At 71.5% G+C, this 21,958-nt stretch carries 22 protein-coding genes; all 22 read left to right on the top strand.

The genetic code is table 11. The features are described from left to right. The first annotated feature begins 1 nt into the window (after position 1). Positions 2 to 964, top strand: a complete 963-nt coding sequence (locus VNR19_RS15790) for an aspartate carbamoyltransferase catalytic subunit (RefSeq protein ID WP_325728222.1) — start codon at positions 2 to 4, stop codon at positions 962 to 964. Continuing rightward, positions 961 to 2,310: a dihydroorotase gene (locus VNR19_RS15785; RefSeq protein WP_414684194.1), complete on the top strand. Its 1,350-nt coding sequence runs from the start codon at positions 961 to 963 to the stop codon at positions 2,308 to 2,310. Before VNR19_RS15790 ends, VNR19_RS15785 begins: the two co-directional genes overlap by 4 nt. Then, positions 2,307 to 2,807, top strand: coding sequence for a PH-like domain-containing protein (locus VNR19_RS15780; protein ID WP_325728221.1), 501 nt, complete (start codon positions 2,307 to 2,309; stop codon positions 2,805 to 2,807). The genes VNR19_RS15785 and VNR19_RS15780 overlap by 4 nt, the downstream gene beginning before the upstream one ends. Next, positions 2,804 to 4,030, top strand: a complete 1,227-nt coding sequence (gene carA, locus VNR19_RS15775; RefSeq protein WP_325728220.1) for a glutamine-hydrolyzing carbamoyl-phosphate synthase small subunit — start codon at positions 2,804 to 2,806, stop codon at positions 4,028 to 4,030. The genes VNR19_RS15780 and carA overlap by 4 nt, the downstream gene beginning before the upstream one ends. Beyond that, positions 4,030 to 7,320 carry a carbamoyl-phosphate synthase large subunit gene (carB, locus tag VNR19_RS15770; RefSeq protein WP_325728219.1) on the top strand — a complete coding sequence of 1,097 codons (3,291 nt, stop codon included), beginning with the start codon at positions 4,030 to 4,032 and terminating at the stop codon, positions 7,318 to 7,320. Before carA ends, carB begins: the two co-directional genes overlap by 1 nt. Next, entirely contained in the window at positions 7,317 to 8,162 is an 846-nt protein-coding gene (pyrF, locus tag VNR19_RS15765) for an orotidine-5'-phosphate decarboxylase (RefSeq protein WP_325728218.1), read from the top strand. The genes carB and pyrF overlap by 4 nt, the downstream gene beginning before the upstream one ends. Then, positions 8,155 to 9,051, top strand: coding sequence for a guanylate kinase (gmk, locus tag VNR19_RS15760; RefSeq protein WP_325728217.1), 897 nt, complete (start codon positions 8,155 to 8,157; stop codon positions 9,049 to 9,051). The genes pyrF and gmk overlap by 8 nt, the downstream gene beginning before the upstream one ends. 100 nt (positions 9,052 to 9,151) lie before the next feature. Then, positions 9,152 to 9,406, top strand: coding sequence for a DNA-directed RNA polymerase subunit omega (gene rpoZ / locus VNR19_RS15755; protein WP_325033994.1), 255 nt, complete (start codon positions 9,152 to 9,154; stop codon positions 9,404 to 9,406). A gap of 119 nt (positions 9,407 to 9,525) precedes the next feature. Next, on the top strand, positions 9,526 to 10,719 hold the full coding sequence (metK, locus tag VNR19_RS15750; protein ID WP_325728216.1) for a methionine adenosyltransferase: 1,194 nt from the start codon (positions 9,526 to 9,528) through the stop codon (positions 10,717 to 10,719). 1 nt (position 10,720) lies between these two features. Then, positions 10,721 to 12,766 (top strand): primosomal protein N' family DNA-binding protein, encoded by a 2,046-nt coding sequence (locus tag VNR19_RS15745; protein ID WP_325728215.1) that lies wholly within the window; start codon positions 10,721 to 10,723, stop codon positions 12,764 to 12,766. Between the two features lie 8 nt (positions 12,767 to 12,774). After that, positions 12,775 to 13,698 (top strand): methionyl-tRNA formyltransferase, encoded by a 924-nt coding sequence (gene fmt, locus VNR19_RS15740; RefSeq protein ID WP_325728214.1) that lies wholly within the window; start codon positions 12,775 to 12,777, stop codon positions 13,696 to 13,698. Between the two features lie 17 nt (positions 13,699 to 13,715). Next, entirely contained in the window at positions 13,716 to 15,083 is a 1,368-nt protein-coding gene (locus VNR19_RS15735; protein WP_325728213.1) for an RsmB/NOP family class I SAM-dependent RNA methyltransferase, read from the top strand. 41 nt (positions 15,084 to 15,124) lie between these two features. After that, positions 15,125 to 15,823: a ribulose-phosphate 3-epimerase gene (gene rpe / locus VNR19_RS15730; protein ID WP_325728212.1), complete on the top strand. Its 699-nt coding sequence runs from the start codon at positions 15,125 to 15,127 to the stop codon at positions 15,821 to 15,823. Between the two features lie 80 nt (positions 15,824 to 15,903). After that, positions 15,904 to 16,167 (top strand): phosphoribosyl-ATP diphosphatase, encoded by a 264-nt coding sequence (locus VNR19_RS15725; RefSeq protein ID WP_325033988.1) that lies wholly within the window; start codon positions 15,904 to 15,906, stop codon positions 16,165 to 16,167. 44 nt (positions 16,168 to 16,211) lie between these two features. Further along, complete coding sequence (hisG, locus tag VNR19_RS15720) at positions 16,212 to 17,054, top strand: ATP phosphoribosyltransferase (protein ID WP_325728211.1); 843 nt, start codon at positions 16,212 to 16,214, stop codon at positions 17,052 to 17,054. A 1-nt stretch (position 17,055) separates the two neighbouring features. Beyond that, complete coding sequence (gene hisF / locus VNR19_RS15715) at positions 17,056 to 17,880, top strand: imidazole glycerol phosphate synthase subunit HisF (RefSeq protein ID WP_325728210.1); 825 nt, start codon at positions 17,056 to 17,058, stop codon at positions 17,878 to 17,880. Next, the gene (gene hisI, locus VNR19_RS15710; RefSeq protein WP_325728209.1) at positions 17,877 to 18,251 is read left to right on the top strand and encodes a phosphoribosyl-AMP cyclohydrolase; all 375 of its coding nucleotides are present in this window, start codon (positions 17,877 to 17,879) and stop codon (positions 18,249 to 18,251) included. Before hisF ends, hisI begins: the two co-directional genes overlap by 4 nt. Continuing rightward, a complete protein-coding gene (locus VNR19_RS15705) occupies positions 18,248 to 18,844 on the top strand; it encodes a Trp biosynthesis-associated membrane protein (RefSeq protein WP_325728208.1) in 597 nt (198 codons plus the stop codon). Before hisI ends, VNR19_RS15705 begins: the two co-directional genes overlap by 4 nt. A 41-nt stretch (positions 18,845 to 18,885) precedes the next feature. Next, the gene (locus VNR19_RS15700) at positions 18,886 to 19,116 is read left to right on the top strand and encodes a DUF6704 family protein (protein ID WP_325728207.1); all 231 of its coding nucleotides are present in this window, start codon (positions 18,886 to 18,888) and stop codon (positions 19,114 to 19,116) included. Position 19,117: 1 nt separating this feature from the next. Beyond that, the gene (trpC, locus tag VNR19_RS15695) at positions 19,118 to 19,927 is read left to right on the top strand and encodes an indole-3-glycerol phosphate synthase TrpC (protein ID WP_325728206.1); all 810 of its coding nucleotides are present in this window, start codon (positions 19,118 to 19,120) and stop codon (positions 19,925 to 19,927) included. After that, positions 19,924 to 21,132 carry a tryptophan synthase subunit beta gene (gene trpB / locus VNR19_RS15690; RefSeq protein ID WP_325728205.1) on the top strand — a complete coding sequence of 403 codons (1,209 nt, stop codon included), beginning with the start codon at positions 19,924 to 19,926 and terminating at the stop codon, positions 21,130 to 21,132. The genes trpC and trpB overlap by 4 nt, the downstream gene beginning before the upstream one ends. Further along, the gene (trpA, locus tag VNR19_RS15685; protein WP_325728204.1) at positions 21,129 to 21,926 is read left to right on the top strand and encodes a tryptophan synthase subunit alpha; all 798 of its coding nucleotides are present in this window, start codon (positions 21,129 to 21,131) and stop codon (positions 21,924 to 21,926) included. The genes trpB and trpA overlap by 4 nt, the downstream gene beginning before the upstream one ends. Positions 21,927 to 21,958: the final 32 nt, after the last annotated feature.

Below are 21,958 nucleotides of genomic sequence, written 5' to 3'. Positions count from 1 at the left end.
CGTGAGGCACCTGCTCGACACGAAGACCCTCTCGCGGGACGCCGCGCTGCGCATCCTCGACGTCGCGGAGGACATGGCCGACACGCAGCAGCGCGAGGTGAAGAAGCTTCCCACGCTGCGCGGCAAGACCGTCGTGAACCTCTTCTTCGAGGACTCCACACGCACGCGCATCTCGTTCGAGGCGGCGGCGAAGCGGCTGTCGGCGGACGTCATCAACTTCTCGGCGAAGGGCTCGAGCGTCTCGAAGGGCGAGAGCCTGCAGGACACGGCTCAGACGCTTCAGGCGATGGGGGCGGATGCGGTCGTCATGCGTCACGGGGCATCCGGCGCGCCTCGCACCCTCGCGACGAGCGGCTGGATCACCGCGGGCGTCGTGAACGCGGGCGACGGCACGCACGAGCATCCGACGCAGGCGCTGCTCGATGCGTTCACGATCCGCAAGCGTCGGTTCGGCGCGGACAGCCGCGGGCGCGATCTCCGCGGACTCGCCGTGACGATCGTGGGCGACATCCTGCACTCGCGCGTCGCGCGCTCGAACGTGTGGCTGCTGCACACGCTCGGCGCGAACGTGACCCTCGTGGCGCCGCCGACGCTCGTGCCGCAGGACGTGTCGGCGTGGCCGGTGCGCGTGCTGTACGACCTCGACGAGGCGGTCGCCGAAGCACCCGACGCGCTCATGATGCTGCGGATCCAGATCGAGCGCATGAACGCCGCGTATTTCCCGACCGAACGGGAGTATTCCCGTCGGTGGGGGCTCGATGCGACGCGATTGGCGGGCCTGGCGGCGGATAGCATTGTCATGCACCCCGGTCCCATGAACCGCGGGCTCGAGATCTCCGCCGACGCCGCCGACTCGTCCCGGTCGACCGTGCTCGACCAGGTGGCGAACGGCGTGTCGGTGCGGATGGCGGTGCTGTATCTGCTCCTGGCGGGGGAGCGCGACGACGATGGGAGTGCCGCGTGACGGCCCTGGGACACGCCGCCGAGAGCGGCAGCTCGGCAACCGAGACGCTGCTGTTCCGCGGCGCATCGCTCGAAGGCACCGGCGCGCTCGACCTGCTCGTCGAGGACGGCATGATCGTCGAGACCGGCGTGGGGCTCAGCCGCGCCGGCGCGACGGTCGTCGACGTCGAGGGGCTCGTCATGCTGCCGGGCCTCGTGGATCTGCACACGCATCTGCGCGAACCGGGCTACGAGGCATCCGAGACGGTCCTGACCGGGTCGCGTGCGGCGGCCGCCGGCGGCTACGCGGCCGTCTTCGCGATGCCCAACACCTCGCCCGTGGCCGACACGGCGGGCGTCGTCGAGCAGGAGCTCGCCCTCGGCGAGGCCGCCGGCTTCGTCACGGTGCAGCCGATCGGCGCGGTCACGGTCGGGCAGAAGGGCGAGCGGCTGGCCGAGCTCGGCGCGATGGCCGACTCGCGCGCCCGCGTGCGCGTCTTCAGCGACGACGGATTCTGCGTGTGGGACCCGCTCATCATGCGCCGCGCGCTCGAGTACGTGAAGGCGTTCGACGGCGTGATCGCGCAGCACGCACAGGACCCGCGGCTCACCGAAGGCGCCCAGATGAACGAGGGCGTCGTGTCGGCGGAGCTCGGACTCGCCGGCTGGCCCGCCGTCGCCGAGGAATCGATCATCGCGCGCGATGTGCTGCTCGCGGAGCACGTCGGGTCGCGCCTGCACGTGTGCCACCTCTCGACCGCCGGGTCGGTCGAGATCATCCGGTGGGCGAAGCGCCGCGGTGTGAACGTGACCGCCGAGGTGACGCCGCACCACCTGCTGCTGACCGACGAGCTCGCGCGCGGCTACGACGCGCGATTCAAGGTCAACCCGCCGCTGCGGCGCGAAGAGGACGTCCTCGCGGTGCGCGAGGGGCTCGCGGACGGAACGATCGACATCGTCGCGACCGACCACGCGCCGCATCCGCCCGAGGCGAAGGCGTGCGAGTGGCAGGCGGCGGCGAACGGCATGGTGGGCCTCGAGAGCGCACTGCGCGTCGTGCAGCTCGCGATGGTCGACACAGGGCTCATCACGTGGCCCGACGTCGCGCGCATCATGAGCCGCGAGCCCGCGCGGATCGGGCGCCTGGAGGGGTTCGGCACCCCGCTCACGGCGGGGCACGCGGCATCCGTGACGTTCTACGACCCGTCTCCCGTGCGCACGTTCTCGACGCACGACCTGCGGGGCCGCAGCACGAACTCGCCGTACCTCGGGCGCGAGCTGCCCGGCGAGGTGCGCTGGACCCTGCACCGCGGAGTGCCCACCGTGGTCGACGGGGCTCTGCTCGACGAGCCGGGGGTGCGCGCATGAGCCGCGAAGGAGCCGTCGCGATCATGATCGCGGCCGCCGTCGTGATCCTCGCCGCCCTCGCGCTCGGGTGGTGGCTGCGCACGCGTCGCGACCGCGGGCTGCGCCCCCCGTTCGGCGAGCCGCCGGTCGGCGCGGTGGCGGAGCACCGGTTCCCCGCCCTGTACGTCGCCACGACGCGCCACGACGAGCCGCTCGAGCGACTCGCGATCAAGGGACTCGCGTTCCGCTCGAAGGCCGAGCTCATCGTGGCCGACTCGGGCCTCGTGATCGACCTCGCGGGTCAGCCGCGAATCCATCTCCCGGCCGAGCGCATCGCGTCGGTCGGCCAGTCCACCGTCGCGATCGACCGCGTCGTCGAGAAGGGCGGCCTCGTGCGCGTCACGTGGCACATCGACGACGCGACGCTCGTCGACTCGTACTTCCGGCCGCAGGACGCCTCGGCCCGCGCGCTCGCCGACGCGATCGCCCCGCTCACCACGACAGGAACCGACGCATGACCTCCCTGTTCACGACCGATCCCGCGGTCCTCGTCCTCGAGGACGGCACCCGCCACGTCGGGCGCGCGTACGGAGCGCGCGGCACGACGCTCGGCGAGGTCGTCTTCGCGACGGGCATGACCGGCTACCAGGAGACCCTGACCGATCCGTCGTACGCGGGCCAGATCGTGCTGCAGACCGCGCCGCACATCGGCAACACCGGCATGAACCAGGAGGACCCCGAGTCGCGCCGCATCTGGGTGTCGGGCTACATCGTGCGCGACCCCTCCCGCGTCGTGTCGAACTGGCGGGCCGAGGAATCCCTCGACGAGGCGCTCGAGCGCGACGGGATCGTCGGCATCAGCGGCATCGACACGCGCGCGGTGACGCGGCACATCCGCTCCGCCGGCAGCATGCGCGGCGGGATCTTCTCGGGCGACTCGGCCTCGATCGAGCCCGATGAGCAGCTCCGCCTCGTGCGCGAGGCGCCGCAGATGGCTGGTCTCAACCTGTCGGCGGAGGTCTCCGTCCCCGTCGCGCAGGTCACGCCCGCCCAGGGCGAGCGCATCGGCAATCTGGCGGTTCTCGACCTCGGCGTCAAGCAGGCGACGGTCGACAACCTGGCCGCTCGCGGGTTCGAGGTGCACGTCCTGCCGCAGAACGTCACGATCGACGAGCTGCGCGCGATCGACCCGGTCGCGGTCTTCTACTCGAACGGGCCGGGCGACCCCGCCGCATCCGACGCCCATGTCGAGCTGCTGCGCGGCGTGCTCGACGAGGGGCTGCCGTTCTTCGGCATCTGCTTCGGCAACCAGCTTCTGGGCCGCGCGCTGGGCCTCGGCACGTACAAGCTGCCGTTCGGCCACCGCGGCATCAACCAGCCGGTGCTCGACAAGGCGACGGGCCGCGTCGAGATCACGGCGCACAACCACGGCTTCGCGGTCGACGCACCGGTCGAGGGGGAGTTCGACAGCCCCGCCGGCTACGGCCGCATCGAGGTGAGCCATGTCGGCCTCAACGACCGCGTCGTCGAGGGTCTGCGCGCGCTCGACATCCCGGCGTTCTCGGTGCAGTACCACCCCGAGGCGGCGGCAGGGCCCCACGACGCCAACTACCTGTTCGACCGCTTCCGCGACATGGTGCTCGCCTCGCTCGCAGGACGGGAGAAGCGCGCCCAGCCCGCCCCCTCGGGTGCTGAGCGGGCGCAGCGAGACGAAGCGTCGACGACCGGAGAGAACGACTGATGCCAAAGCGCGACGACATCCAGAGCGTCCTCGTGATCGGGTCGGGCCCGATCGTCATCGGCCAGGCCGCCGAGTTCGACTACTCGGGCACGCAGGCGTGCCGCGTGCTGCGCGGCGAGGGGCTGCGCGTGATCCTCGTGAATCCGAACCCGGCGACGATCATGACCGACCCGGACTTCGCCGACGCGACCTACATCGAGCCGATCACGCCCGCCGTGATCGAGACGATCATCGCGAAGGAGAAGCCGGATGCGATCCTGCCGACGCTGGGCGGCCAGACGGCGCTCAACGCGGCGATCGCCCTCCACGAGCAGGGGATCCTCGACAAGTACGGCGTCGAGCTCATCGGCGCGAAGGTCGACGCGATCCGCAAGGGCGAGGACCGGCAGATCTTCAAGGAGCTGGTCGTCGCCGCCGGCGCCGACGTCGCGGAATCCGTCATCTGCCACTCGATGGAGGAACTCCTCGCCGGCGCCGAGAAGCTCGGCTACCCGCTCGTCGTGCGCCCCTCGTTCACGATGGGCGGACTCGGGTCGGGCTTCGCGTTCGACGAGGACGACCTGCGGCGCATCGGGGGTGCGGGCCTGCACGATTCGCCGACGAACGAGGTGCTGCTGGAGGAGTCGATCCTCGGGTGGAAGGAGTACGAGCTCGAGCTCATGCGCGACACGGCCGACAACACGGTCGTCGTGTGCTCGATCGAGAACGTCGACCCGGTCGGCGTGCACACGGGCGACTCGATCACGGTCGCACCGGCGCTGACCCTCACCGACCGCGAATATCAGAAGCTGCGCGACATCGGCATCGACATCATCCGCGCGGTGGGTGTCGACACGGGCGGATGCAACATCCAGTTCGCCGTCGACCCGCAGACGGGCCGCGTGATCGTGATCGAGATGAACCCGCGCGTGTCGCGATCGTCGGCCCTGGCATCGAAGGCGACCGGCTTCCCGATCGCGAAGATCGCCGCGAAGCTCGCGATCGGCTACCGCCTCGACGAGATCCCGAACGACATCACGAAGGTGACGCCGGCGAGCTTCGAGCCGACGCTCGACTACGTCGTCGTGAAGGTGCCGCGCTTCAACTTCGAGAAGTTCCCCGCAGCGGACACGACCCTCACGACGACCATGAAGTCGGTCGGCGAGGCGATGGCGATCGGACGCAACTACGCGACCGCTCTCCAGAAGGCGCTGCGCTCGCTCGAGAAGCGCGGATCGAGCTTCCACTGGGGCGACGAGCCTCGTTCGGCCGACGAGCTGCTCGAACTTGCGAAGACCCCGACGGACGGCCGCATCGTGCTGCTCCAGCAGGCGCTGCGAAAGGGTGCGACGGTCGAGCAGGCGTTCGAGGCGACCAAGATCGACCCGTGGTTCCTCGACCAGATCGTGCTCATCAACGAGGTCGCCGAGTTCGTGCGCACCGCGGGCGAGCTCGACGCGCACACCCTCCGCATCGCGAAGGAGCACGGGTTCAGCGACGCGCAGATCGCGCAGCTGCGCAACGACACCGAGGCGGAGGTGCGCGGCATCCGTCACGCCCTCGGCGTCCGTCCCGTGTACAAGACGGTCGACACGTGCGCGGGGGAGTTCCCGGCGCTCACGCCCTACCACTACTCGAGTTACGACGCCGAGACCGAGGTCGCGCCCTCCGAGCGCACGAAGGTCGTCATCATCGGCTCAGGTCCGAACCGCATCGGCCAGGGCGTCGAGTTCGACTACTCGTGCGTCCACGCGTCGTTCGCGCTGTCGTCGGCCGGCTACGAGACCGTGATGGTCAACTGCAACCCCGAGACGGTCTCGACCGACTACGACACGAGCGACCGCCTGTACTTCGAGCCGCTCACCCTCGAGGACGTGCTCGAGGTGCTGCACGCCGAGTCGCAGTCCGGTCAGATCCTCGGCGTGATCTGCCAGCTCGGCGGCCAGACGCCGCTCGGCCTCGCGAAGGGGATCCAGGACGCGGGCTACCGCATCCTCGGCACGAGCCCTGACGCGATCGACCTCGCCGAGGAGCGCGGCCTGTTCAGCGGCATCCTCTCGTCGGCAGGCCTCGTCGCGCCGCGCCACGGCACGGCGATCGACGTCGAAGGCGCGGTTGCCGTGGCGGAGGACATCGGGTACCCCGTGCTCGTGCGGCCGAGCTTCGTGCTCGGCGGCCGCGGCATGGAGATCGTGTACGACACGCCGAGCCTGCGCGACTACTTCGACCGCATCGCCGACCAGGCGATCATCGGCCCGGGGCTCCCGCTGCTCGTCGACCGGTTCCTCGACGACGCGATCGAGATCGACGTCGACGCGCTGTACGACGGCGACGAGCTGTACGTCGGCGGCGTCATGGAGCACCTCGAGGAGGCCGGCATCCACTCCGGCGACTCGAGCTGCGCGCTGCCGCCCATGTCGCTCGGCCGATCCGACATCGACCGCGTGCGTGACGCCACGCGCGCCATCGCCGAGGGCGTCGGCGTGCGCGGGCTCATCAACGTGCAGTTCGCGATCAGCGCGGGCGTGCTCTACGTCATCGAGGCGAACCCCCGCGCGAGCCGCACGGTGCCGTTCGTGTCGAAGGCGCTCGGCATCCCACTCGCGAAGGCGGCCGCGCGCATCATGGCGGGCGCGACGATCTCCGAGCTCGTCGCCGAGGGCCTCCTGCCGCCCGTCGACGGCTCGCGCGTGCCCTTCGGCGCGCCGGTCGCGGTCAAGGAGGCGGTGCTGCCGTTCAAGCGCTTCCGCACCGCCGACGGCCACATCGTCGACTCCGTGCTCGGGCCCGAGATGCGCTCGACGGGCGAGGTCATGGGCATCGACCGCGACTTCCCCACGGCGTTCGCGAAGAGCCAGGAGGCCGCGTACGGCGGCATGCCGTTGTCGGGCACCGTGTTCATCTCGGTCGCCGACAGCGACAAGCGCGCCGTCATCCTTCCGGCGCACCGCCTGCAGCAGCTCGGCTTCTCGCTCGTGGCGACGGAGGGCACGGCCGAGATCCTCGGCCGCAACGGCATCGACGTCACCGTCGTGAACAAGTACAGCCAGACCCAGGCGACGGGGGAGAAGAACATCGTCGACCTCATCAACGAAGGCGCGATCGACATCGTCGTCAACACACCGAGCGGAGGTGCGGCCCGAGCGGACGGCTACGAGATCCGCGCGGCGGCGGTGGCCGCCGACAAGGCCCTGTTCACGACGATGGCCGTGCTCGGCGCCGCGGTGACGGCGATGGATGCGATGCAGGACGGCTTCGGGGTCAAGAGTCTGCAGGAGTACGCGGCCGACCGTGCGGGGGTGACGGCATGACCTCGTTCGGCGAACGTCTGCGGACCGCCCTCCACACGTACGGACCGCTGTGCGTCGGCATCGACCCGCACGTCTCCCTCGTGGAGGAGTGGGGCCTCGAGGCGTCGGGTGCCGGCATCCGCGAATTCGGTCTGAGGGTCGTCGAGGCCTCCGCGGGCCGCGTGGGCGTCGTGAAGCCGCAGGTCGCGTTCTTCGAGCGCTTCGGCTCGGCCGGATTCGCGGCGCTCGAAGATGTGCTGCGCGCCGCGCGCGACGCGGGACTCGTCGTGATCGCCGACGCCAAACGCGGCGACATCGGCTCCACGATGGACGGATATGCGGCGGCGTGGCTGGCGCCGGGCTCGTCGCTCGAGGCGGATGCCGTGACCCTGAGCCCCTACCTGGGAGCCGACTCCCTGCGCGACACGCTCGCGTTCGCCGTGGCCGCGGGCAAGGGCGCGTTCGTCCTCGCGGCGACGAGCAACCCGGCGGCGCATGTGCTCCAGAGCGCGCTCGTGGCCGGTGAGCCCGGCGAGACGGTCGCCGCGCGCGTCGCACGCGAGGTCGCGGCGGCGGGCGACGCATCCGCCGATTCGCTCGGCTCGATCGGCGTGGTCGTCGGTGCGACAGCCGATCGCGACGCGGTGGGGCTGACGGATGCCGCGCTCGAGCGGCTCCCGATCCTCGCCCCCGGCTTCGGGGTGCAGGGCGCGGAGCCGAGCGATCTGCACCGGCTGTTCGGGCCTCTTGCCGCGAACGTCGCCGCGAGCGAGAGCCGGAGCATCCTTTCCGCCGGTCCGGACCGGCTGGCCGCCCGCATCGAGGAGCGGGCGGGACTCTACGCGGAGGTGAACCTTGGCTGAGCGGCACGGGCCGCCCGAAGTCGATCGAGTGGCCGCGTCGCGGCGCGCCGTCGCAGCGCGACGCGAGCGTGCGTCGCTCAAACGCGATGTCACGACTCGCGTCATCACGCCGCAGGAGCTGCTGCGGCGGGCGCTCGCCGAGCCGAACTCGCCCGCCGGTGCGATGCGCGTGACGGAGTTCCTCACGAGCATCCCCGCGATCGGAGAGGGCAAGCGCGACCGCATCCTGCACGACCTCGGCATCTCTCCGGTCAAGCGCCTGGGCGGGCTCGGAGCACGACAGCGCCGCGCGCTGCAGGATCTCCTCGACCGGCGCTGGCCCGAGCCCGAGCCGCGCGCGGGACGCAGCCGGCTCGTCGTGCTGGCGGGGCCGACCGCCGTGGGCAAGGGCACGGTTGCGGCGGAGATCCGCAAGCGGCATCCGGAGATCCACCTCTCGGTGTCGGCGACGACGCGCCCTCCGCGACCCGGCGAGGTCGAGGGAGAGCACTACTTCTTCGTCGACGACGCCGAGTTCGACCGCCTCATCGCGGCGGGCGAGTTGCTCGAGCACGCGACGGTCCACAACAAGTACCGCTACGGCACGCCGCGCAAGCCCATCGAACGCGCGCTCGAGGAGGGCCGCACGGTGCTGCTCGAGATCGACCTGCAGGGTGCGCGGCAGGTGCGTGCCGCCGAGCCGTCGGCGACTCTCGTGTTCCTCCTCCCGCCGAGCTGGGACGAGCTCGTGCAGCGCCTCGTGGGGCGCGGCACCGAGGGCGAGGAGGAGCGCGCGCGGCGCCTGCGCACGGCGAAGGTCGAGCTGGCGGCGCAGGGGGAGTTCGACTACCGCGTCGTGAACGACGACGTCGCGCGGGCCGCCGACGAGGTCGTGTCGCTCGTGACCTGATCCGTCCGGCGGGCTCCGAGGCGCTCTCAGGTAGAATGATTGGATGCCTCGGCGCGTCCGGGCACGCAGACTTTCCCCTTCCACTTCTCAGGAGGACCCCATGGCCGGAACCAACCAGGGCATCATCGAGCCCCCCATCGACAGCCTTCTCGAGAAGGTCGACTCCAAGTACCAGCTCGTGATCTACGCAGCCAAGCGCGCGCGCCAGATCAACGACTACTACTCGGACCTCCACGAGGGCAACCTGTTCGACAACGTCGGGCCGCTCGTCGACTCGACCGTCGAAGACAAGCCGCTCACGATCGCGCTCCACGAGATCAACGAAGACAAGCTGCGCCTGCGCCCGGCTGAGTGATCCCGTGCCGGGCGTCCGAGACGCCCGGTTTCGGCGCGATCCGCGCTGTCGCACGCCGTCGGCATACTGGTGCCACCGCGTCAGCGGCACACCCGAACCGTCTCTCGAGCTGGAGCACCATGACCGACCTGCGTCTGTTCACGTCCGAGTCCGTCACCGAGGGGCATCCCGACAAGATCTGCGATCAGATCTCCGACAGCATCCTCGACGCGATCCTCGCCGAAGACCCGAAGGGTCGCGTGGCGGTCGAGACGCTCGTGACGACCGGGCTCGTGCACGTCGCGGGCGAGGTGTCGACGTCGGCGTACGTCGAGATCCCGGCGATCGTGCGCCGTGTCGTCAACGAGATCGGCTACACGTCGAGCGACACGGGGTTCGACGGCGACTCGTGCGGCGTGAGCGTGTCGATCGGCGCGCAGTCGTCCGACATCGCGGCCGGCGTCGACAAGGCGTTCGAGCGCCGTGAGGACGGGTCGGAAGACCCGCACGACCTCCAGGGCGCGGGCGATCAGGGCATCATGTTCGGCTTCGCGACGACGGAGACGCCGCAACTCATGCCGATGGCGGCATGGACCGCGCACCGCATGGCCGAGCGCCTCGCCGAGGTGCGCCGCTCCGGCGCGCTCCCGTTCCTCCGTCCCGACGGCAAGACACAGGTCACGCTCGGCTACGAGGGCTCGACGCCTCGAACGGTCGAGTCGATCGTGCTGTCGACGCAGCACCACCCCGACATCTCGCAGAAGGCGCTGCGCGCCGCGGTGCGGGCCGAGGTCATCGATCCCGTACTCGAGTCGACGGGCCTCGATCTGTCGGGCGTGAAGTACTACATCAATCCCGCCGGCCCGTTCGTGATCGGCGGGCCGAAGGGCGACGCGGGCCTGACCGGCCGCAAGATCATCATCGACACGTACGGCGGCGCCGCACGGCACGGCGGCGGCGCGTTCAGCGGCAAGGACCCGTCGAAGGTCGACCGCTCCGGTGCGTACGCGATGCGCTGGGTCGCCAAGAACGCAGTCGCGGCGGGTCTCGCCGAGCGCCTCGAGGTGCAGGTCGCGTATGCGATCGGCAAGGCGAAGCCGGTCGGCCTCTACGTCGAGACGTTCGGCACGGGCGTCGTTCCCGACGAGGTCATCACGCACGCGATCCTCGACGTGTTCGACCTGCGCCCGCGCGCGATCATCGAGCAACTCGACCTGCTGCGCCCCATCTACGCGCAGACGGCCGCGTACGGTCACTTCGGGCGCGAGCTCCCCGACTTCACGTGGGAGCGCACCGACCGCGTCGACGACCTCCGGTCGGCCGCAGGGCTCTGACATGCGCGCGCGGCGCGTCGCGCGGGTCCTCATCGACTCACCGCTTCCGCAGCTCGATCGCCTCTTCGACTACGCGATACCCGACGCCCTCGCCGACGACGCGCAACCCGGTGTGCGCGTACGCGTGCCGCTTCGATCGGCAGGTCGGGTGGTCGATGGCTATCTGGTCGAGATCGGCGACCCGGATGCCACGGACCGCCCCCTCTCGGAGCTCGACGCCGTCGTGTCGCCGGTCCCCGTCCTCACGCCCGGGCTGTACTCGCTCGCCCGCCGCGCGGCCGACCGCGCGGCGGGATCCGCGAGCGACATCCTGCGCTTGGCGATCCCGCGGCGCATGGTGCGCGCCGAGAAGGCGTGGCTCGCCGCGCCGCCCGTGCAGCGTCCGCGGGTCGAGGCATCCGTCGTGTCGGAAGCAGATGCGACACTCGCGACGTTCCCCGGTCTCGCGGGCGCCCTCGACGACGGCGGCCGTGTCGCGCTCGACGCGCCGCCCGTCGCGCGCCGGTTGGCGACCGGAGTCGAAGTGGCTGCCTGGGCGGACCTGCTCGCCGCGGCCGCAGCGCACATGCTCGCGGCGGGCCGCAGCGCCGTCATCGCGGTGCCCGATCACCGCGACCTCACGCAGCTCGAAGCGGCTCTCGCGGGGCGCGTGCCCGACGACGCGATCGTGCGGGACGACGCCCGGCAGTCGGCGCAGGCCCGCTATGCGCAGTACCTGCGCCTGCTCGCGCCCGAGCCGTGCATCGTGATCGGAAACCGCTCGACCGTGTACGCGCCCGCGCACGATGTCGGCCTGGTCGCGCTGTGGGACGACGGCGATCCGCTGCTCGCCGAACCGCTCAGTCCGGGCGTGCACGCGCGCGATGCGGCGCTCATCCGGCAGGAGCTCGAGGGCTGCGCGCTGCTGTTCGCAGGTCACACGCGCACGACCGATGTCGAACGCCTCGTGCAGCTGGGTTGGGTGCGCGACGTGCCCGCGTCACGACGCGTGACGCCTCGCGTCGTGCTGAGCCCGCCGCGCGAGGGCGAGGGCAGGGGAGTGCGGATGCCGTCGGCGGCCTTCGCGGCGGCGCGCGAGGCGGTGCAGCACGGCCCCGTGCTCGTGCAGGTGGCGCGCCCGGGGTACGCGCCCGTGCTCGTGTGCGCCGCCTGTCGCGCTCCCGCGCGATGCGCGCACTGCGGCGGACCGCTCCACGCCTCACGCCCGCGAGCGGTGCCGGAATGCTCGTGGTGCGGTCGCTCGGCGTCGCCGTGGTCGTGCCCGAAGTGCTCGTCCGACCGGTTCCGCATGGCGTCGTCGGGCAGCGAGCGCACCGCCGACGAGCTCGGTCGCGCCTTCCCGGGCGTGCGCGTCATCGTGGCGGACGGCGAGCATCCGGTCGCCTCCGTCGACGCGCGCCCGGCTCTCGTCGTCGCGACGAGGGGCGCCGAGCCGGTCGCCGCGGGGGGCTACCGCGCCGTCGTGCTGCTGGACGGCGAGCGGATGCTGCTCGCCGACGACCTCCGCATCGGCGAGCACTGCCTGCGGTGGTGGTCGAACGCGGCCGCGCTGGCGGCGCCCGGCGCGCCGGTGCACCTCGTCGGCGTGCAGGGCCCGGTGGCGCGCGCGTTCGCGACCTGGACCCAACCCGCGTACGCGCGCAGCGAGCTCGCCGAGCGCGCACCCCTTCGGATGCCTCCCACCGTGCGCGTCGCGTCGATCCGCGGTCGGCTTCAGGTCGTCGAAGAGGTGCTCGCCCAGCTGCGCGACACGGTCGGCGACGCCGATCCGACGGCTGTGCTCGGTCCGGTCCCCGTCGAGGCGGACGACGGACGCCCGGGGGGAGCGCGTCGCAGCGGAGGCGCGGGGGGCGCGGCATCCGGTCTCGTGCGGGCTCTGTACCGTTTCGACTACGCGCACGGTCCCGTCGTCGCGCACACGCTTCGTGCCGCGGTCATCGCGGATGCCCTGCGCTCGGCGCGTTCGCCGAAGGGTCGACCCCGCGTTCCCGATGCCGCCCGCAATACACTCAGAGTTCGGGTCGATGTGCCCGATCTCGACCTGTGAGGAACACCATGCGACTCGTGTTCGCCGGGACGCCGGATGCGGCGGTCCCGTCACTGCGGCGCCTCGCGGCCTCGTCGCACGAGGTCGTGGGGGTCGTCACGCGTGCTGATGCTCCGGTGGGCCGCAAGCGCGTGCTGACGCCGTCACCCGTCGCGGTCGCGGCGGACGAGCTCGGGCTTGCGACGATCAAGGCCGACCGCCTGGACGCGGCGGCGACCGAGCGCATCACGGCGCTCGAGCCCGACCTCGGCGTCATCGTCGCGTACGGCGGGCTCGTGCGCGAGCCGCTCCTGTCGGCGCCGCGCCACGGCTGGATCAACCTCCATTTCTCTCTGCTGCCGCGCTGGCGCGGCGCGGCACCCGTGCAGCACGCGCTCATCGCGGGCGACGCCCACACGGGTGCGGCGGTGTTCCAGCTCGTGCCCGAGCTCGACGCGGGCGATGTGTTCGGTGTGATCGAGCACGACGTTCCGGCGGATGCCACGGCCGGCGAGCTGCTGGAGACTCTGGCCGTCGACGGTGCGGAGCTCCTCGCGCGGGTCGTCGACGAGATCGCGGCGGGCACGGCGCGCGCGGTGCCCCAGGAGGGCGAGCCGACGTACGCGCCGAAGCTCGTCGACGACGACGGGCGGATCCGCTGGGATGAGCCGCGAGAGGCGGTGCTCGGCCGCATCCGGGGTGTCACGCCCGAGCCGGGGGCCCACACGACCGTGGAGGGAGCGCGACTGAAGCTCCTCGGGGTGCGCGCCGCACGCGACGGAGCGCCGGCGCTCGGCCCCGGCGAGATCGTCCTCGACGGCAAGGAGGTGCTCGTCGGGACGGGCACGCTCCCGATCGTGCTCGAGCGCGTGCAGCCGGCGGGCCGCAACGCGATGGGCGCGACCGACTGGTGGCGCGGAACGCGCGGCGCGGTCAGTCGGGTGGGTACGTGAGGCGCGGGGAGCGGCCGATGAGCAGAGCACAGGCGTCGAGGCGTGTCGCGTTCGACACGATCCGGGCGGTGCACGAATCGGAGGCCTACGCGAACCTCCTCCTTCCGCACGCGATCGCGCGAGCGGGTCTCGAGGAGTCGGATGCCGCGCTGGCGACCGAGCTCACGTACGGCACGCTGCGCCGCCAGGGCACGTACGACGCCGTGATCGAGATCGCGGCCGACCGGCCGGTGCACGACATCGACCCGGTCGCACTCGACGCCCTGCGGCTCGGTGTGCATCAGCTGCTGTCGACGCGCGTCGCATCGCACGCCGCCGTCAACGAGTCCGTCGAGCTCGTGCGCAACGCGGGCCGCGGCATGACAGGATTCGTCAACGCGGTGCTGCGGCGCGTGTCGCGTGACACGCCGGGGGACTGGCTCGAGCGCATCGCCGAAGGCGCGCGCTCCGACGATGAGCGCATCGGTCTCGTGCACTCGCACCCGGTGTGGGTGGTGCGCGCGTTCCGGCGCGCCCTCGCGGCCGAAGGGCGCGCGGACGAGCTCGAGGCGCTGTTGACGGCCGACAACGCGTCGCCGCGAGTGACGATGACCGCGCTGCCCGGCCTCGCTGATCGACCGGAGGGCGCCCGGGCGACGCCGTTCTCGCCGATCGGGTTCCGGCTCGGCGGCGGCGACCCCGACCGTGTCGTGCGTTCGGCGGGCGGCCGGCTCCGCGTTCAGGACGAGGGCTCGCAGCTCGCGGCCCTCGCGCTCACGCGCGTGCTCCCCGTGCAGGAGGGGGAACGGTGGCTCGATCTGTGCGCGGGTCCGGGCGGCAAGACGGCCGTGCTCGCGGCGGAGGCCCTCGCCGGCGGTGCGCGCGTCGAGGCGAACGAGGTGTCCCCGTCGCGTGCGGGCCTCGTGCGTCAGGCGCTCGCGGGCGTCCCGCTCGAGGTGCCGGTGTCGGAGGAGGACGGGCGCGTGCGCGCCGCGGCGGCCCCCGAGCAGTACGACCGCATCCTCGTCGACGCGCCGTGCACGGGTCTGGGTGCACTGCGCCGACGTCCCGAAGCGCGCTGGCGCAAGTCGCCCGCCGACATCCCGACGCTCACCGATCTGCAGCGCGAGCTGTTGCTCGCGGCGGTGACGGCGCTCAAGCCCGGCGGCGTGGTCGCCTACGTCACGTGCTCACCGCATCTCGCTGAGACGGCCGGGGTGGTCGCCGAGGTCAAGCGCGAGCTGGGCGGCTCGATCGAAGACCTCGACGCACGGCGCGTCGTCACGGCGCTGTCGTCGTCCGACCCGGGCCTCGTGCCGCAGGCCGACGGCTCGGGTCGCGCACAGCTGTGGCCGCACCGCCACAACACCGACGCGATGTCGATCTCGCTCCTGCGCAAGGTCTGACCGTGCGCGGGTCCGGCCGCCGCGCTCGGGATAATGGACGGATGCACAGCCCCTCGCACGACGCCGGCGACGTCCGCATCAACCCGAGCATCCTCGCGGCCGACTTCGTGAACATGCAGGCCGAGCTCGCCCGCATCGCGGGGGCGGACTTCGTCCACGTCGACGTCATGGACAACCACTTCGTCCCGAACCTCACGTTCGGGCCGCAGATGGTCGAGCGCATCCAGGCGACCAGCCCCGTTCCGCTCGACGTGCACCTCATGATCACCGACCCCGACCGGTGGGCTCCGGGGTACGCGGAGCTGGGCGCGGCATCCGTCACGTTCCATCTCGAGGCCGCGACCGAGCCCGTCGCGCTCGCGCGCCGCCTGCGTGACATCGGCTCGCGCGCCGGGGTCGCCGTCAAGCCCGCGACGCCGGTCGACGGGGTGTTCGACCTGCTCGACGAGGTCGACCAGATCCTCGTGATGACGGTCGAGCCGGGGTTCGGCGGACAGTCGTTCATGCCCGAGACGATGCCGAAGCTTCGTCGCCTCGCCGAGGAGGCGCAGCGGCGCGGCTCGAGCGTGTGGCTGCAGGTCGACGGCGGCATCTCGGAGTCCACGATCGGGCAGGCCGCCGAAGCGGGCGCGGACACGTTCGTCGCGGGATCCGCCGTGTTCGGGTCGGACGATCCGGATGCCGCGATCCGCGCGCTGCGCGAAGCGGCCCTCCGCCACCGGCACGGCGCCGCGCGCTGAACCGTCGCCGTGCCCCGTTCACCGGGGCAGCGGAGCACCGCACGGGCCGAGACACCGGCGCGGTTCGCTAACCTTGACGGGTGAAGACGTTCGACGAGCTGTTCACCGAGCTGAGCCGCAAGGCGGTTGAGCGGCCCGAGGGCTCGGGCACGGTCGCGCAGCTCGACGCGGGCGTCCACGCCATCGGCAAGAAGATCGTCGAAGAGGCGGCGGAAGTCTGGATGGCCGCCGAATACGAGTCGACGGATGCAGCAGCCGAAGAGATCTCGCAGCTGCTGTACCACCTGCAGGTGCTGATGCTCGCGAAGGGCCTCACGCTCGACGACGTCTATCGACATCTGTGAGCCACGCCCCGCCCACCGCCACGACTCACGAAAGCCCCGCACCCATGTTGCGAATCGCCGTGCCGAACAAGGGATCGCTCGCCGACACCGCCGCCGAGATGCTGCAGGAGGCCGGATACGTCGGCCGCCGCGATCCGAAGGACCTTCACGTCATCGACCCGCAGAACGAGGTCGAATTCTTCTACCTTCGCCCGAAAGACATCGCGACGTACGTCGGCTCGGGCGCGCTCGACGTCGGCATCACCGGCCGAGACCTTCTGCTCGACGCGCGCATGCCGGGCGCTCGAGAGATCGAGGCGCTCGGCTTCGGTGACTCGACATTCCGCTTCGCAGGCCCTCCCGGACGGTTCTCGTCGGTCGAGGACCTCGAGGGGCACCGCGTCGCAACCGCGTATCCGGGCCTGGTCGACGGGTTCCTCGACGAGCGCGGCATCGCCGTCGACCTCGTGCCGCTCGACGGCGCAGTCGAGTCCGCGGTGCGGCTGGGGGTGGCGGATGCCGTCGCCGATGTCGTCTCGACCGGTACGACCCTGCGCCAGGCGGGGCTGGAGATCTTCGGCCCCGTGATCCTCGAATCCGAGGCGGTGCTCATCGGCGCGCCGGTTGAGGCCGAGGGGACGCAGACGCTCCTGCGACGTCTTCGCGGCGTGATGGTCGCACGGCGTTACGTGCTGATCGACTACGACCTGCCGGTGTCGCTCGTCGACAAGGCGGTCGCGATCGCTCCGGGCATCGAATCGCCGACGATCTCGCCGCTGCGCGACCCCGAGTGGGTCGCCGTGCGCGTCATGAGCCCGCGCAAGGGCGTCAACCGCGTGATGGACGAGCTCTACGCGATCGGAGCACGCGCGATCCTCGTCACGGCGATCGATGCGGCGAGGCTGTGAGATGACTCTCGCATGCCGTGTCATCCCGTGCCTCGACGTGGCCGCGGGCCGCGTCGTGAAGGGCGTCAACTTCCTGAACCTGCGTGACATGGGCGACCCCGTCGAGCTTGCGGCGCTCTACTTCGAGCAGGGCGCCGACGAACTCACGTTCCTCGACGTGACCGCGACCGTCGACGAGCGCGCCACGATGTACGACGTCGTGCAGCGCACCGCCGAGCAGGTGTTCATTCCGCTCACCGTGGGCGGGGGAGTGCGCTCCGCCGATGACGTCGGGCGGCTGCTGTCGGTCGGCGCCGACAAGGTGGGCGTCAACTCGGCGGCGATCGCCCGTCACGACCTCATCGACGAGATCGCCGATCGCTTCGGAGCGCAGGTGCTCGTGCTGTCGCTCGACGTGAAGCGCGCTCCGACCGGCCCCAGCGAACGATACCCATCGGGATTCGTGGTGACGACCCACGGCGGGCGCACAGAGACCGACCTCGACGCGCTCGCGTGGGCCCGCGAGGCGATCGACCGCGGTGCCGGCGAGCTGCTGGTGAACTCGATCGACGCCGACGGCACACGCGAGGGATTCGACCTCGAGCTCGTGTCCCTCATGCGAGAGGTCTCGAGCGTGCCGGTCATCGCCTCGGGCGGCGCGGGGAGCGTCGAGCACTTCGCGCCCGCGGTCCGCGCAGGCGCCGACGCGGTGCTCGCCGCGAGTGTGTTCCACTCGGGTCGGCTCACGGTCGGGCAGGTCAAGGCCGCGATGGCGGCCGAGGGCATCGTGGTCCGCGACGGCGCGGCGATCGCGGATGCCGTGAGCGAGGGGAGCGGGTCGTCATGAGCCAGACCGTGGACGAGCGGATCGCTCGAGTCGCCTTCAATTCCGACGGGCTCGTGGCCGCCATCGTGCAGCAGTGGGACACGCGCGAGGTCCTCATGCTCGGTTGGATGGATGCCGAGGCCCTCCGCCGCACGCTCACCGAGGGCCGCGTGACGTTCTGGTCGAGGTCTCGCCGGGAGTACTGGCGCAAGGGCGACACGTCGGGCAACATCCAGCTCGTGCGCGGGGCGCACCTCGACTGCGACGGAGACGCTGTGCTGCTGCAGGTCGAACAGGTGGGCCCGGCGTGCCACACCGGCACGCGCACGTGCTTCGATTCAGACGACCTCGAGCCGGTGACGGCCGTTCCGGCCGGCGAAGACGCGCGATGACGCGTCGCGCACGGCTGATCGGCGTTCTCGCGGTGCTCGTCGCGGGGGCGATCGGAGTGATCGCGGCGACGCAGACGTGGCTCGACGTGACCCTCGCGGACGGGGCCTCCGACACGCTCGCCGTCTCGGGTGCCGACGCCGTGCCGCTGCTGACGCCGCTCAGCCTCGCTGCCCTCGCGATCGGGGCGGCGCTCACGATCGTCGGCACGGTGCTGCGGTACACCTTGGGTGCGCTGACCCTCCTCATCGGCGGCGCGCTCGTGTACGTCGTCGGCCGCGTCGCATTCGCGCAGCCCGTCGACGCGGTCGCGGGGGCGGTGACCGAGGCGACCGGCATCACGGGCGGTGCGGTCGCGTCGCTCGTATCCGGCATCGCGACGACGCCGTGGCCCGTGATCACGCTCGTCGCCGCCGTCGTCCTGACCCTCGCCGGCGCGTTCGTCCTCGTGACCGCGAGGCGCTGGCGCGAGAGCGCGCGGCGATTCCGCACGGATGCCGCCTCGACTGCGAACATGCCGGGGGAGGCATCCGCGAAACCCGACGCGATCGATTCGTGGGACGAGCTCTCGCGCGGCGAAGACCCCACGGCGTGAGCGGCTAGACTGGCCACGCCCGAGCAACACGGAGGAGACCAATGAGCGACACCATCGGCGACCCTGGCCACGGACACTCGCCTGCAGCCTGGACGGCCGTTGTCATCATGCTCGTCGCGATCACGATCGGAACGGTCGCATTCTTCTTCGCCATGGCATGGCTCGTGTGGGCGAGCGCGGTGCTGCTCGTCGTCGGCCTCATCGTCGGCTGGGTGCTGGCGAAGATGGGCTACGGCGTGAACGGGCCGAAGTACTCTCCGAAAGCGCACTGACGTGCTCGCCGACCTGACGGCCGGCGCGGTGGAGGATGCCGAGGCTCGCGCCTCGCAGCGGCCGCTCGCCGTCGTCGAGGCGGCCGCGCTCGCTCAGACCGCCGCGCGCGACGCCCTCGCCGCGTTGGCTCCGGCCGACCGCGTGAAGATCATCGCCGAGGTCAAACGCGCGAGCCCGTCGCGCGGCGACCTCGCCGCGATCCCCGACCCCGCGCTGCAGGCGACGCTGTACGAGCAGGGCGGCGCGTCGGCGATCTCCGTCCTCACGGAGGGGCGCCGGTTCAAGGGGAGCCTCGCCGACCTCGAGGCGGTGAAGTCCGCCGTGTCGCTGCCCGTCCTGCGAAAGGACTTCATCGCGACCGAGTACCAGGTGCTCGAGGCCCGCGCCGCCGGCGCCGACCTCGTTCTCCTCATCGTCGCAGCCCTCGAGCAGTCGGTGCTCGCGCGGCTGCACAGCCTCATCCTCGACCTCGGAATGACCCCGCTCGTCGAGACCCACTCGGCTGAGGAGGTCGACCGTGCGAACGAACTCGGCGCGCGCGTGATCGGCGTGAACGCGCGAGACCTCACGACCTTCCAGCTCGACCGCGACCTGTTCGGCCGACTGGCCGACCGCATCTCGCCGGATGCCGTCAAGATCGCCGAGTCCGCCGTGCTCGGGCCCGCCGACGTCGCGCACTACCGTGCCGCGGGCGCGGACGTCGTGCTCATCGGCGAGGCGCTCGTGACCGGCGATCCCGTGGCCACGCTGCGCTCCTTCCTGGAGGCCGGGGCATCCGTCGCATCGATTGACAGGAGGAGCGCGTCGTGAGCCTGCGCGCACAGTCCGGGCCGTTCTTCGGCGACTTCGGCGGACGCTACATGCCCGAGTCCCTCATCGCGGCGATCGACGAGCTGACCGTCGTATACGAGGAGGCGATCGCCGACCCCGCCTTCCAGACGGAGCTCCTTCGGCTGCTGCACTCGTACGCGGGCCGTCCGTCGCCGATCACGGAGGTGCCTCGCTTCGCCGAGCACGCGGGAGGCGCACGCGTCTTCCTCAAGCGCGAAGACCTCAACCACACGGGATCCCACAAGATCAACAACGTGATCGGCCAGGCACTGCTCACGAAGCGGCTCGGCAAGACGCGCGTGATCGCCGAGACCGGCGCGGGCCAGCACGGCGTCGCCACGGCCACGGCCGCCGCGCTGTTCGGCTTCGACTGCACGATCTACATGGGCGAGGTCGACACGCAGCGCCAGGCGCTCAATGTCGCCCGCATGCGCCTGCTCGGCGCAGAGGTCGTTCCCGTCCGAACCGGATCGCGCACGCTCAAGGACGCGATCAACGAGGCGTATCGCGACTGGGTCGCGAGCGTCGAGACGACGAACTACATCTTCGGGACGGCGGCGGGGCCGCATCCGTTCCCGGCCATGGTGCGCGACTTCCAGAAGATCATCGGCGAAGAAGCGCGCGCGCAGCTCCTCGAAGACATCGGGCGGCTTCCCGATGCCGTTCTCGCATGCGTCGGCGGGGGCTCGAACGCGATCGGCATGTTCGATGCGTTCCTCGACGACGAGGGCGTCCGCCTGTACGGCGTCGAGGCGGCGGGCGACGGCGTCGACACGGATCGGCACGCGGCCTCGATCGAGCGCGGCCGGCCGGGCGTGCTGCACGGCGCCCGCACGTTCGTGCTGCAGGACGAGGACGGCCAGACGATCGAGTCGCACTCGATCTCAGCGGGCCTCGACTACCCGGGCGTCGGTCCCGAGCACGCGTGGCTCGCCGAGATCGGGCGCGCCGAGTACATCCCCGCGACGGATGCCGAGGCGATGGACGCTCTGCGCCTGCTCTCCGAGACGGAGGGCATCATCCCCGCGATCGAATCCGCGCACGCGCTGGCCGGCGCCCTGCGGATCGGACGCGAGCTCGGACCGGAGGCCGTGCTCGCGGTGTGCCTCTCGGGCCGCGGCGACAAAGACATGGACACCGCCGCACGCTGGTTCGGCCTGTACGACGAGGAGACCGCGCAATGACGTCTCGCGTCGCCGCCGCCATCGATCGCGCCCGGGCCGCGGGCCGAGGGGCCTTCGTCGGCTACTTGCCCATCGGGTTCCCCGACCTCGAGACGAGCATCGAGGCAGCCGTGACGCTCGCTGAGAACGGCGCCGACATCCTCGAGCTCGGACCGCCGTATTCCGATCCGGTCATGGACGGTCCCGTCATCCAGGAGGCGACCCAGGCCGCCCTCGCCGCGGGCTTCCGCCTGCGCGACACGTTCACCGCCGTGCGCGAGATCACCCGCCGCGTCGACGTCCCCGTGCTCGTCATGTCGTACTGGAACCCGATCGTGCAGTACGGCGTCGACCGCTACGCCGACGATCTCGCCGAGGCGGGCGGGGCCGGCCTCATCACCCCCGACATCACTCCCGAGGCGGCGGAGGAGTGGATCGCCGCCTCGAAGCGCACGGGCCTCGACCGCGTGTTCCTGGCCGCGCCCACCTCGACCGACGAGCGGCTCGACCTCATCGTCGAGAACTCCACGGGCTTCGTGTACACGGTCTCGACGATGGGCATCACGGGCGAACGCGAGCAGCTCGACGCCGCCGCGCGCACACTCATCGCCCGGCTGCGTGAGCACGGCGCCGAGCGCGCGTGCGTCGGCATCGGCATCTCGAACGCCGAGCACGTGGCGGCTGTGCTCGAGTACGCCGATGGGGCCATCGTCGGCACCGCCCTCGTGCGAGCGCTCCGCGACGGCGGGCTCGACGGGCTCGCCGAGACCGCGCGAGCCCTCGCCGCAGGAACGGCTCTCGGCGCCGCCAAGTAGACTCTCCACGCCGGCCGACCGCCGGCGAGCCC

The sequence above is a fragment of the Microbacterium sp. genome, assembly GCF_035556355.1.
Lineage (GTDB): Bacteria > Actinomycetota > Actinomycetes > Actinomycetales > Microbacteriaceae > Microbacterium.
Note: the sequence above shows the minus strand (reverse complement) of the source record. Positions and strands in the feature narration are given on the sequence as shown.

Bases quoted from the DNA above. Each gene is read 5' to 3' on its own strand.
- rpe (WP_325728212.1), top strand. From the start codon at position 15,125: ATGCACAGCCCCTCGCACGACGCCGGCGACGTCCGCATCAACCCGAGC.
- VNR19_RS15745 (WP_325728215.1), top strand. From the start codon at position 10,721: ATGCGCGCGCGGCGCGTCGCGCGGGTCCTCATCGACTCACCGCTTCCG.
- VNR19_RS15705 (WP_325728208.1), top strand. From the start codon at position 18,248: ATGACGCGTCGCGCACGGCTGATCGGCGTTCTCGCGGTGCTCGTCGCG.
- trpA (WP_325728204.1), top strand. From the start codon at position 21,129: ATGACGTCTCGCGTCGCCGCCGCCATCGATCGCGCCCGGGCCGCGGGC.
- VNR19_RS15700 (WP_325728207.1), top strand. From the start codon at position 18,886: ATGAGCGACACCATCGGCGACCCTGGCCACGGACACTCGCCTGCAGCC.
- pyrF (WP_325728218.1), top strand. From the start codon at position 7,317: ATGACCTCGTTCGGCGAACGTCTGCGGACCGCCCTCCACACGTACGGA.
- VNR19_RS15780 (WP_325728221.1), top strand. From the start codon at position 2,307: ATGAGCCGCGAAGGAGCCGTCGCGATCATGATCGCGGCCGCCGTCGTG.
- rpoZ (WP_325033994.1), top strand. From the start codon at position 9,152: ATGGCCGGAACCAACCAGGGCATCATCGAGCCCCCCATCGACAGCCTT.
- carA (WP_325728220.1), top strand. From the start codon at position 2,804: ATGACCTCCCTGTTCACGACCGATCCCGCGGTCCTCGTCCTCGAGGAC.
- hisI (WP_325728209.1), top strand. From the start codon at position 17,877: ATGAGCCAGACCGTGGACGAGCGGATCGCTCGAGTCGCCTTCAATTCC.
- carB (WP_325728219.1), top strand. From the start codon at position 4,030: ATGCCAAAGCGCGACGACATCCAGAGCGTCCTCGTGATCGGGTCGGGC.
- hisF (WP_325728210.1), top strand. From the start codon at position 17,056: ATGACTCTCGCATGCCGTGTCATCCCGTGCCTCGACGTGGCCGCGGGC.
- fmt (WP_325728214.1), top strand. From the start codon at position 12,775: ATGCGACTCGTGTTCGCCGGGACGCCGGATGCGGCGGTCCCGTCACTG.
- VNR19_RS15735 (WP_325728213.1), top strand. From the start codon at position 13,716: ATGAGCAGAGCACAGGCGTCGAGGCGTGTCGCGTTCGACACGATCCGG.
- metK (WP_325728216.1), top strand. From the start codon at position 9,526: ATGACCGACCTGCGTCTGTTCACGTCCGAGTCCGTCACCGAGGGGCAT.
- hisG (WP_325728211.1), top strand. From the start codon at position 16,212: ATGTTGCGAATCGCCGTGCCGAACAAGGGATCGCTCGCCGACACCGCC.